The sequence below is a fragment of the Paenibacillus chartarius genome (assembly GCF_042432825.1).
GTDB classification, from domain to species: domain Bacteria; phylum Bacillota; class Bacilli; order Paenibacillales; family NBRC-103111; genus Gordoniibacillus; species Gordoniibacillus chartarius.
Genome location: NZ_JBHLWN010000033.1, coordinates 1 through 11,874, shown reverse-complemented (window position 1 = coordinate 11,874; position 11,874 = coordinate 1). Strand labels below are relative to the sequence as shown.

Genomic DNA, 11,874 nt, shown 5'->3' with positions numbered 1-11,874 from the left:
AAGCTCTTTTTCTATATCCGCTTTTTCCAATTCCTACACCCACGGAGATTTTACACTAACGCAACATCCCCGGGTGAATCGCGAGCGTCACTAATCAACAGCGCATATCTCCAGAAACCGACTTGCTGACATCCCCATGTGCATACATCCACAGAGATCTTCAGGAAAAATGTCGAATCTCCACACATTGTTAACAATATCTTGTGCTTGGGATAACTTTCATGCACAAGCTATTGATCTTGTGGATAAATTCGAAAGATGCGTTGATTGTAAGGCTTTCATCTGCTATCATAGGGATGTTTCGTTTGTGGATATTCTCCGTTCGGCCTTGAATTATCAACAGTCTGTGGATAACATTGTGAACAAAATCCCTCTTAAGGTATAACTCTCTCTTGGATACCCTTAATAGTGTGGATAGATGAACGCTCTGCTCTTTCCATAAATTCGACAATATCCTACGTTCGGCCGACTTGTGCCACACCGTGAACCATGAACTTAAGGAGTGACCAAACGTGGAGAGCCAATCCCAGGAGCTATGGCAGCAAGTACTCGACGTCATTCAGGCGAAGCTGAGCAAGCCGAGCTTTGAAACCTGGTTCAAACCGATCAAGCGTTCGGCGCTTTCGGATTCAACCTTTACAATCTATGTGCCGAATAAATTCGCGCTCGATTGGCTCGAGAGCCGATACGCCAAGATGATTCAGGCCAGCGTGCAGGAAACCGCCGGACGTCCGCTTGAAGTCAAGCTTACACTGGAAACGAACGACCCTGCCGCCGCCTCCGGACCGCCCGAACAGCGTCCGCCCGCTGCCCGCGCGATACCCGGTTCTCTCGAGGATACGGCCAGCAATCTGAACGCCAAATATACGTTCGAAACGTTCGTTATCGGCGCCGGCAACCGCTTTGCCCATGCCGCATCGCTTGCCGTAGCGGAAGCGCCGGCCAAATCGTATAACCCGCTATTCCTATATGGAGGAGTCGGTCTCGGCAAAACGCACCTGATGCACGCGATCGGACACTATGTCATTGAACATACGCCCGGCTCGCGCGTCCTCTACATCTCGTCGGAGAAGTTCACCAACGAATTCATCAATGCGATTCGGGATAACCGCGGCGAGAGCTTCCGGAACAAATACCGCAGCATCGATGTGCTGCTGATCGACGACATTCAATTTCTGGCCGGCAAGGACGGGACGCAGGAGGAATTTTTCCATACGTTCAACGCCCTGCACGAGGAAGGTAAACAAATCATCATATCCAGCGACCGTCCGCCGAAGGAAATTCCGACGCTCGAGGACCGGCTCCGATCCCGCTTCGAATGGGGACTGATTACCGACATTCAGCCGCCGGACCTGGAGACGCGGATTGCGATTTTGCGCAAGAAGGCCAAGGCCGAGAACCTTGAAATTCCGAATGAAGCGATGGCTTACATAGCCAACCAAATCGATACGAACATCCGGGAGCTCGAGGGCGCCCTGATCCGTGTAGTCGCCTATTCTTCGCTCATTAATCAGGACATAACGGTCCATCTCGCCGCCGAAGCGCTGAAGGACATTATTCCGTCCAGCCGGCCGCGCCAAATTACGATTCAGGATATTCAGACGAAGGTCGCCGAGTTCTACGGCCTGCGTATGGATGACTTCAAAGCACGCAAACGGACGAAAGCCGTAGCTTTCCCGCGGCAAGTGGCGATGTACTTGTCCCGGGAGCTGACCGATTTCTCCTTGCCCAAGATCGGCGAGGCTTTTGGCGGCCGAGATCATACGACCGTTATCCATGCCCACGAGAAAATCTCGACGACGCTGCAAAATGATCAGGACTTATACAAAATTATTCACACGATCACTGAAAAAATAAAAAATCATAGCTGAATGTGAACAAGGCCTATGCACACTTTATGCACATGTGGATAGGCTTATCTATTGCCTGTTTCGTCCACATATCCACATATCCGCAGGCCCTACTACTTCTTCTAAATAAAAAAATGTATTATAGATGTATATGCGAACAGCACCATACTTTAGAACCACAGGAGTGACATTCGTTGAAACTGACCGTTTTGAAAGACCATTTGAACGAAGCCATCGGGCATGTGTCGAAGGCGATCTCCAGCCGCACTACCATCCCTATTCTTACCGGCATCAAAATTGACGCGACCGGAGCAGGGATTACCCTTACGGCCAGCGATACCGATATTTCGATTCAAAGCTTTATTCCGCTCGAAAGCGACGGTACAACCATCGTTGAATTATATGCAAAGGGCAGCGTTGTATTACCGGCAAAATTTTTCAGCGAGATCATTCGCAAACTGCCGACGCAGCAAGTTCAAATCGAGGTCAAGGATCAGTTTCAAACGACGATTCGTTCCGGTTCTTCGGAAATTCAGATTATGGGGCTGGATCCGGAGGAATATCCCCTTCTTCCGGAAATTGACGAGGACAAAATTATCCGCATGCCGAGCGATCTGCTGAAGATGATGGTTCGCCAAACCTCGTTTGCCGTGTCAACAAACGAAACGACTCCGATTTTGACCGGGGTTCAATGGACGATAGCCGACGGCAAGCTGAAATTTATCGCCTGCGACCGGCACCGGCTGGCTACACGAGAAGCGTCGATTGATGTCGATTCCAGCCTTGAATTCAATAACATTGTTATTGCCGGCCGTACACTCGGCGAGCTGAACAAGATTTTGCCGGAGCAGAACACGCTGATCGATATCGTCATCGCCGAGAATCAGGTGCTGTTCAAGATGAATGCGATTTTGTTCTATACGCGCATCCTGGACGGCACTTATCCCGATACGTCCAAGCTCATTCCGCAGGCGTATCAGACGGAGCTCGTCGTCAGCACGAGAGAATTGATCGACGCGATCGACCGGGCCTACCTCCTCTCGCGCGAAGACAAGACAAATATTGTCCGGATGCAGATGAAAGAAGACGAATCGATCGAAATTTCCTCCTCTTCTTCAGAATTGGGCAAGCTAACCGAGCAGATCAATCTGCATAAGCTTAAGGGAGAGCTGCTGAAGATCAGCTTCAATTCCAAATATATGCTGGATGCGCTGAAGGTCATGGACAGCGACTTCATCCATATCGGCTTCACCGGCGCCATGCAGCCGATTATCATTAAGCCTGAGGAGAACGCCAATCTGCTGCAGCTCATCCTCCCTTACCGGACAACAGGCTAAGGAGTCAATCGACGATGAAAGAAATCCAAATTCGAGACGAATACATTACACTCGGTCAGTTTTTGAAGCTGGCCGATTGCATTTCCACCGGGGGGCAAGCCAAATTTTTCGTGAAGGAAGCCGACATTCGGGTGAACGGTGAAGCGGAGAACCGCCGCGGCCGCAAGCTGGTGCCGGGCGATCAAGTATCCGTGGAAGGCTGCGGACAGTTCCGGGTTACGGGGGCGTAGCATGTTTTTGCGCAGGCTCGCCCTCCGGCAATACCGAAATTATCCCCATGTGGATATTCAAATAGACAAAAATGTCAACATCTTCGTCGGACCGAACGCCCAAGGCAAGACCAACTTGCTGGAGGCGATTTTCGTGTTGGCGCTGACCAAATCGCACCGGACTCACCAGGACAAGGAGCTGCTGAACTGGAACGGCGGCGATGCGCTGCTGCATGCGGAGCTGGAGCGGCGGTACGGCTCCTGCACGCTGGATCTCTCCATTACGGCCAAGGGCAAGAAGGCGAAGATCAACGGGCTTGAGCAGAAGAAGCTCAGCAATTTCATCGGTGCGATGAACGTCGTCATGTTCGCCCCGGAGGATCTGGAAATCGTCAAGGGCAATCCCGGCGTTCGGCGGCGCTTTCTCGATATGGAGATCGGTCAAGTACAGCCGAGCTATCTCTATGACTTGTCCCAATATCAGAAAACGCTGCAGCAGCGCAATAACCTGCTTAAGCAATCGGCAGGCCGCGGCGGACCGGATCCCGCCCTTCTTGACGTTTTTAGCGACCAATTGGCAAACCATGGTGTTAAAATCATGAAAAAGCGTCAAAGCTTTATAAGAAAGCTGCAAAATTGGGCCGAACGCATCCATTCCGGCATAACCGCCGGCCAAGAATCGCTGCGGATCGAATATTCCCCTTCTCTACCTCTGTCCGAAGAACTAGAGGAAGCTGTTTTATTTGACCAATTTATGATAAAGTTATCACAGGTGCGCGAACAGGAGCTGCGCCGCGGCTTGACGCTGGCCGGGCCTCATCGCGATGATCTTTTATTTTATATAAACGGCAAGGAAGCGCATGTGTATGGCTCGCAGGGCCAACAGCGCACAACGGCGCTTTCTCTGAAGCTCGCAGAGATAGAGCTCATACATGAGGAAGTAGGAGAATATCCGCTGCTGCTGCTGGACGACGTGCTGTCCGAGCTGGATGAGCACCGCCAGACACAGCTGATTCAAACGTTCCAAAGCAAGGTGCAGACGTTCATCACGACGACCGGTATTGAAAGCGTTCATCTGGATCGTCTTGACGATGCGTCTATCTATCATGTCCGGCAAGGCCAAGTTACGGGAAGGGAATGAGGATCGATGTTCATTCATCTCGGCGGGGAGAAAATCATCCGGGCTTCCGAGCTCATTGCGATTTTTGACATTTCGATCGAGAAATCGTCGAAAATTTCCAAGCAGTTCTTGAACCATGCGGTGAAGGAACGGCAGGTCGAAGTCATCGGCGAAGAGGAATGCAAATCGCTCGTCGTCACCAAATCGACGGTATACTATTCCCCTATCTCGTCAACGACGCTGAAGAAGCGGGCGCATCATTTACTGGTCTAATCCTTAATATTCTTATATGCGTAAGGTTGCCTACAGTGACAAATCGAAAAGCAGGTGAAGGCTACAATGTCGTTAGCGAATCAGAATACGTACGATGAGAATCAGATTCAGGTACTGGAAGGGCTGGAGGCCGTTCGCAAACGTCCCGGCATGTATATCGGCTCCACCAGCGGCCGCGGTCTGCACCATCTCGTATGGGAAGTCGTAGACAATAGTATCGATGAGGCGCTTGCCGGCTATTGTACGAAGATCGATGTCATCGTTCATAAAGATAACTCCATTACCGTAATCGATAACGGCCGCGGAATTCCGGTCGGCGAGCATCCGAAGATGAAGCGCCCGACCTTAGAGGTCGTTCTGACAGTGCTGCATGCCGGCGGCAAGTTCGGCGGCGAAGGCTATAAGGTGTCCGGCGGTCTGCACGGCGTCGGCGTTTCGGTCGTAAACGCCCTGTCGGAGAAGGTTATCGTTACGGTGAAACGGGACGGCGCTATCTATCAGCAGGAGTATCGCCGCGGCGCGCCTCAGTATGACGTTAAGATGATCGGGGAAACAGACGAGACCGGTACGACCGTTCATTTCAAGCCGGACGGCGAAATTTTCACGGAAACGCTTGAATATGATTATGACACGCTGCAGTCGCGTATTCGCGAGCTGGCGTTTCTCAATAAGGGCATCGAAATTAATCTAACCGACGAGCGTACGGATACGGCTGCTTCGTTCTGCTATGAGGGCGGCATTGTTTCCTTCGTCGAATATTTGAACCGCAACCGCGAAGCGCTGCATATACCCCCGATCTATGTCGAAGGATCGAAGGATTACATTCAGGTCGAAGTGGCGCTGCAGTACAATGACAGCTATACCGAAAACATTTACTCGTTCGCCAACAACATCAACACGCATGAGGGCGGCACGCACGAATCCGGCTTCAAGAGCGCATTGACACGTATTCTGAACGATTACGCGCGCAAGTCGAACGCGATTAAAGAAAGCGATGCGAATTTGACCGGGGATGACGTGCGGGAAGGCTTGACGGCGATTATTTCCGTGAAGATTCCGGAGCCGCAGTTCGAAGGACAGACGAAAACGAAGCTCGGCAACAGCGAAGTGCGGGGCATCGTGGAATCGTTCTTCGCCGATAAGTTCGAAGAATTCCTGAGCGAGAATCCGGCAGTCGCCAAGAAGATCGTCGAGAAGTCGATTTCCGCTGCGCGCGCACGGGAAGCGGCCCGCAAAGCGCGCGAGCTGACGCGCCGCAAGAGCGCTCTGGAAGTCAGCTCGCTGCCCGGCAAGCTGGCCGATTGCTCGTCGAAGGACGCTGCGATATCCGAAGTGTACATCGTAGAAGGGGACTCCGCAGGCGGATCGGCGAAGCAAGGCCGCGATCGTCATTTTCAGGCGATATTGCCGCTGCGGGGGAAAATTCTCAACGTGGAGAAAGCCCGTCTCGACAAGATTTTGTCGAATGCGGAGATCCGCGCCATCATTACGGCAATCGGTACGGGCATCGGAGACGACTTCGATATTGGCCGCGCCCGTTATCACAAAATTATTATTATGACCGACGCCGACGTCGACGGGGCGCATATCCGCACGCTTTTGCTGACCTTCTTCTACCGTTACATGCGCAAGCTGCTGGAGGCCGGGTATATTTATATCGCACAGCCGCCGCTTTACAAGCTGGAGCGCAATAAGGTCATCCGCTATGCATACAACGATAAGCAGCGCGAAGTGATTATGCAGGAATTCGGCGAAGGCGCCAAAGTGAACGTGCAGCGCTATAAGGGTCTCGGAGAGATGAACCCGGAGCAGCTGTGGGAAACGACGATGGATCCGGCCTCCCGTACTTTGCTGCAGGTCAGCATCGAAGACGCGATCGAAGCGGATATCGTATTCGATACGCTGATGGGCGATGCGGTCGAGCCGCGCCGCGAATTTATTCAAGAGCACGCCAAATACGTGAAAAATCTCGATATTTAACCATGCCGTTTTGCGAAATAAAGGAGCTGTGCTTCGCGTGAAACCGTCTTGGCACTGGCTGGGTATCGGACTAATTTGCGCCGTTCTCGCTCTAAGCCTTCCGACCTCTACTGTCGGTGGGATCTGGTACGAGGATCAGGTTGCGGTGATTGCGTATCATCATATCGACAAAGTCGTTCAACAGGGCGGGGTGACGATCACCCCGGAGCTGTTCGAGCGTCAGCTGACGGACCTGAAGCACCGCGGGTATCGATTTATAACGATGCGTCAATTCCGAAAATATTTAGACGGCGGGCAAGTGCCGCCGAACGCGGTGCTTGTCACTTTCGACGACGGATACTACAGCTTCTACCGATACGCATACCCGATTCTAACGAAGCTGGATATTCCGGCGGTCAATTTTATTATCACCGACACGTTGAAGGATCCGGCAGCAGATCAGCTCCGCTTTCTTTCCAGGGACGAAATTCGCGAAATGATGGCAGCGAACAAGGGAATAGAGTTCGGCTGCCACTCCAGCGGTCTCCACGCGAAGACCAAGGACGGCGATCCCTACCTCACAACCCGATTTCGAAGAGAAGACGGTGAGGAATCGGATGAACAGTACGAGGCGCGGATTGTGCGGGACACCAGATCGTGTGTAGCGGCATTGAAAGAGTTAGGTTCCGGGATCGCCGATATGTACGCGTATCCTTTCGGCAGCTACGATGACAATAGCATAAGGCTGTTGAACGATGCCGGAATCCAATACGCTTTTACCGTACATAGCGAGATGGTCACGCGGAGCACGAACCCGATGGAAATACCGCGGCTCAATGCGGGAAGTCCGTACATGAAGCCGGTGTCCGTCAATAACCATATTTTGCGCAAGGTTGCCGCCCGTATCGAAGCGTCCGACTTGGTTCCTCTCACGGCCGTCAAACAGATAGGGGGCACCGTGAAGCCGTTCGCAAACGGAGAAGTCGAAATCACGTACGAGAACAAGAACTATCGCATTCTAGCGGATCGAAAGACGGTTGTAGCCGGCGAAGACAGCTATTATTTATCTCATCCCATACGTTTTCAGGACAAACGAAACTACATCCGCAATGATGATTTGGAACGAATGCTCGACGTGAAACTTGCTTACAATCCGCTGAAAGATATTTATATGCGCGCAGAAACTCCCCATAAGCGCAGCAAGACAGGTCATTAACAGATCAGGAGGCTTAACTCGATGTCCGATGAATTGCGTTCCCAAGTGAAAGAAATCGATATCGGCTCCGAGATGCGCACGTCTTTCCTCGACTACGCGATGAGCATCATCGTCAGCCGTGCTCTTCCGGACGTCAGAGACGGCTTAAAGCCGGTGCATCGGCGTATTCTATTCGCTATGTCCGAGCTCGGCATGTCGCCGGATAAGCCGTACAAGAAGTCGGCTCGTATTGTCGGCGAAGTTATCGGTAAGTACCATCCGCACGGCGATTCCGCCGTATACGAGACGATGGTCCGGATGGCGCAGGATTTCTCGCTCCGCTATATGCTTGTGGACGGACACGGCAACTTCGGATCGATCGACGGCGACATGGCGGCGGCGATGCGATATACCGAGGCCCGTCTCTCGAAGATTGCGATGGAGCTGCTCCGGGATATCAACAAGGAAACGATCGATTTCGTTCCCAATTATGACGGAGAAGAACATGAGCCGGCCGTCCTTCCTTCCCGTTTTCCGAACCTGCTGGTTAACGGGGTATCCGGTATTGCCGTAGGTATGGCGACCAACATTCCGCCTCACAATTTGGGCGAAGTGATCGATGGTCTGCAGCTGATGATCAGCAAGCCCGACGTGACTCCGATGGAGCTGATGCAGCATATTAAAGGGCCGGATTTTCCAACCGCCGGCTTCTTGATCGGCCGATCCGGTATTCGTCAGGCGTATGAGACCGGGCGCGGCTCCGTTACGATGCGTGCGCGTACGATGATCGAAGAGAATAACAACAAGGCCCGCATTATCGTGAATGAGCTGCCGTACCAGGTCATCAAAGCCCGCTTGATCGAGAAAATCGCCGAGCTTGTACGTGAGAAGAAAATTGACGGCATCACGGATCTCCGCGACGAGTCCGACCGCAACGGGATGCGGATCGTGATCGAGCTGCGGCGCGACGTCAACCCGAATGTGGTACTCAATAACCTGTATAAGCAAACGGCTATGCAGTCGAACTTCGGCATCAATATGCTGGCGCTTGTGAACGGCGAACCGAAGGTACTGAACCTGAAGGAAATGCTATTTCATTATTTGCAGCACCAGCAAGTCGTTATTCGCAGACGTACGGAATTTGACCTGCGTAAAGCGGAAGCCCGCGCCCATATTCTGGAAGGCTTGCGCATCGCTTTGGATCATCTTGACGAAGTCATCAGCCTCATTCGCAGCTCCGCTACGACGGAAGAAGCGAAAACCGGCCTGATGACGCGCTTCGGTCTAAGCGAAGACCAGTCGCAGGCGATTCTCGATATGCGTCTGCAGCGCCTCGTCGGACTGGAACGCGAGAAGATCGAGAACGAGTATCAAGAGCTTGTTGCGCGGATCGCCGAGCTAAAGGCGATTCTGGCCGATGAGCAGAAGATTCTCGCCATCATTAGCGAAGAGCTGAACGAAATTAAGGAAAAATTCAACGATCCTCGACGCACCGAAATCGTAGTCGGGGAAGACAGCATCGACGATGAGGACTTGATTCCGCAGGAAGACGTTATTGTCACGATTACCCATACGGGGTACATCAAGCGTCTGCCTGTAACGACCTACCGCAGCCAGAAGCGCGGCGGTAAAGGCGTCGTTGGTATGGACACGAAGGAGAACGACTTCGTCGAGCACCTGTTCGTATCCAATACCCACCACTACCTGCTGTTCTTCACCGACAAGGGTAAGGTATACAAGCTGAAAGCCTATGAGATTCCCGACCTCAGCCGTACGGCGCGCGGTACGCCGATCATTAATTTGATCGAGATCGAACAGGGCGAGAAGATCAATGCGGTTATTCCGGTTGAGAGCTTCTCCAGCGAGTACAATATTTTCTTCGCGACCATGAACGGTATTGTGAAGAAGACTCCTTTGGACGAATACATCAATATTCGTAAGGGCGGTCTGATCGCGGTCAACCTGCGAGAAGAAGATAAGCTCATCGGGGTCAAGCTGACGACCGGCTCGCAAGAGATCATCATGTGTACGAAGAACGGTATGTCCATTCGGTTCTCCGAGAACGATGTCCGTCCGATGGGGCGCAGCGCGACTGGTGTGAAGGGCATCGATATCAACGAAGACGACCACGTCATCGATATGGATATCGTGAACGAAACCGATAGCGTTCTGATCGTGACGACCAAAGGCTACGGCAAGCGGACGCCGATGGACGAATATCGGATTCAGTCCCGCGGCGGCAAAGGCATCAAGACGCTTAACGTTACGGATAAGAACGGTCCGATCGTCGGTCTTAAGGTTGTAAAGGAAGACGAAGATCTGATGATCATTACGGCTTCCGGTACGATCATCCGGACCAGCATGAGCGGCATCTCCATGATGGGGCGCAACACGCAGGGCGTCCGCCTCATTCATATCCGCGAGGATGACGAAGTGGCTACGGTCGCACGTGTGGAGAAGAACGAAGAAGCCCCGGAATCGAATGAAGACGGCGAAGGCGACATCGAAGAATAAAATATTTACATTAGAGGGGGGTACCATCCCCCTCTTTTTTGTTCTACAATAAGAAGTATCGAATTTCTGGCAAAGTGGTGAGTGGAGTGGCAGTAATATCCGTAGCAAGCTTGAAATACGGGGAGAAATTAAGCGAGTCCGTCGTGACTCGTTTTGGCAATACCCTTTTCCATAAAGGCAAGATTATCTCCGATCGGGATATTGAAATTTTGCGGGCCTTCCTGATTCAGAATGTGTCGATTGAGACGAAGAGCACGGCTGCGGATGAATCTTCAGACGAATCGAAACAGATGGAAGACATTCAAGTGTCTACGATCCACCCGTTTATTACCGAATACGAGAACATGCTGAATATGTTGAAGCAAGTATTCAAGCTGGCCAATGCGAGCCAACCGATTCCGATGATGGACTTGCGCAATCGGCTGCAGGCGCTTATCAACCATATCGACTATTATAATTTGCTGTCATTTTCGGCGAAGAACTGGCATCTGCAAGATTTTATATACCACAACAGCATTATGGTCGGACTAACCTCCTATCAGCTGGCGAAGTGGTGCGGAATGCCGGAGAAGGATCATATGCAGATTGCATTGGCCGGACTACTGCACGATATCGGCACGATGAAGGTGGATCCGGCGGTGCTGGAGAAGAAGGAAAAGCTGACCCAGGATGAACTGGAGGAAGTGCGTAAGCACACCGTTCTCGGCTACAATATGCTGAAGAATGTCCCGGCTCTCAACGAGGGTGTAAAGCTTTGTGCGCTTCAGCACCATGAGCGGGAAGACGGCAGCGGATACCCGCTCGGTCTGAAAGGCGATAAAATTCATCCGTACGCCAAAGTCGTCGCTATCGCGGATATTTATCATGCGATGAGCAATCCGCGGTATTACAAGAGCTCGGTGTCTGCCTATCTGGTTCTGGAGGAGCTGCAGAAAGAATCGTTCGGACGTCTTGCCCCCACCATTGTGCAGGCTATGATTAATAAAGTGACCTCATTCCAGAACGGAACGTTAGTGAAGCTTAATGACGGCCGCGTCGGCGAAATCGTGTTTGCGGACCGTTCCCATCCGACTCGCCCGTGGGTAAACGTTAACGGAACTATCGTTAATTTGGTGCAGGAGCGCAGCGTCTACATTCAAGATGTGATTCAGTAAAAAGATACCATCAATTTCGCACTTGCAATCGACTAGCTATATGTGGTATCTTATAAAAGTCGCCGCTGAGCCGGATGACATAAAGCTACAAAGTTAGCGGCTTCGGCCGCTGTCGATTGCTCCTTGAAAACTGAATGACGAGTGAGAGGTATAAGTAAATACAACACGCAAGTGTTATGTTTCAGAGCTTATGATTCAAACTTTATTGGAGAGTTTGATCCTGGCTCAGGACGAACGCTGGCGGCGTGCCTAATACATGCAAG

At 51.9% G+C, this 11,874-nt stretch carries 9 protein-coding genes and 1 rRNA gene; all 10 read left to right on the top strand.

The features are described 5' to 3' along the window. Window positions 1–512: 512 nt before the first annotated feature. Window positions 513–1,871 (top strand): chromosomal replication initiator protein DnaA, encoded by a 1,359-nt coding sequence (gene dnaA, locus ACFFK0_RS09790; RefSeq protein WP_377469975.1) that lies wholly within the window; start codon window positions 513–515, stop codon window positions 1,869–1,871. 173 nt (window positions 1,872–2,044) lie between these two features. Further along, window positions 2,045–3,187: a DNA polymerase III subunit beta gene (dnaN, locus tag ACFFK0_RS09785; protein ID WP_377469973.1), complete on the top strand. Its 1,143-nt coding sequence runs from the start codon at window positions 2,045–2,047 to the stop codon at window positions 3,185–3,187. Between the two features lie 14 nt (window positions 3,188–3,201). After that, entirely contained in the window at window positions 3,202–3,417 is a 216-nt protein-coding gene (gene yaaA, locus ACFFK0_RS09780) for a S4 domain-containing protein YaaA (RefSeq protein ID WP_377469972.1), read from the top strand. A gap of 1 nt (window position 3,418) precedes the next feature. Then, window positions 3,419–4,537 carry a DNA replication/repair protein RecF gene (gene recF / locus ACFFK0_RS09775; protein ID WP_377469970.1) on the top strand — a complete coding sequence of 373 codons (1,119 nt, stop codon included), beginning with the start codon at window positions 3,419–3,421 and terminating at the stop codon, window positions 4,535–4,537. Window positions 4,538–4,543: 6 nt separating this feature from the next. Next, complete coding sequence (gene remB / locus ACFFK0_RS09770) at window positions 4,544–4,789, top strand: extracellular matrix regulator RemB (protein WP_377469969.1); 246 nt, start codon at window positions 4,544–4,546, stop codon at window positions 4,787–4,789. Window positions 4,790–4,855: 66 nt separating this feature from the next. After that, window positions 4,856–6,769, top strand: coding sequence for a DNA topoisomerase (ATP-hydrolyzing) subunit B (gene gyrB, locus ACFFK0_RS09765; RefSeq protein ID WP_377469968.1), 1,914 nt, complete (start codon window positions 4,856–4,858; stop codon window positions 6,767–6,769). 37 nt (window positions 6,770–6,806) lie between these two features. Continuing rightward, window positions 6,807–7,964 carry a polysaccharide deacetylase family protein gene (locus tag ACFFK0_RS09760; RefSeq protein WP_377469967.1) on the top strand — a complete coding sequence of 386 codons (1,158 nt, stop codon included), beginning with the start codon at window positions 6,807–6,809 and terminating at the stop codon, window positions 7,962–7,964. A gap of 21 nt (window positions 7,965–7,985) precedes the next feature. Beyond that, entirely contained in the window at window positions 7,986–10,457 is a 2,472-nt protein-coding gene (gene gyrA / locus ACFFK0_RS09755) for a DNA gyrase subunit A (RefSeq protein WP_377469966.1), read from the top strand. A gap of 86 nt (window positions 10,458–10,543) precedes the next feature. Then, complete coding sequence (locus tag ACFFK0_RS09750) at window positions 10,544–11,611, top strand: HD-GYP domain-containing protein (RefSeq protein ID WP_377469965.1); 1,068 nt, start codon at window positions 10,544–10,546, stop codon at window positions 11,609–11,611. A gap of 202 nt (window positions 11,612–11,813) precedes the next feature. Continuing rightward, window positions 11,814–11,874, top strand: a 16S ribosomal RNA gene (locus tag ACFFK0_RS09745); the annotation flags it as partial.

Coding starts and splice junctions, on each gene's coding strand:
- yaaA (WP_377469972.1), top strand. CDS start 3,202: ATGAAAGAAATCCAAATTCGAGACGAATACATTACACTCGGTCAGTTT.
- recF (WP_377469970.1), top strand. CDS start 3,419: ATGTTTTTGCGCAGGCTCGCCCTCCGGCAATACCGAAATTATCCCCAT.
- remB (WP_377469969.1), top strand. CDS start 4,544: ATGTTCATTCATCTCGGCGGGGAGAAAATCATCCGGGCTTCCGAGCTC.
- gyrB (WP_377469968.1), top strand. CDS start 4,856: ATGTCGTTAGCGAATCAGAATACGTACGATGAGAATCAGATTCAGGTA.
- gyrA (WP_377469966.1), top strand. CDS start 7,986: ATGTCCGATGAATTGCGTTCCCAAGTGAAAGAAATCGATATCGGCTCC.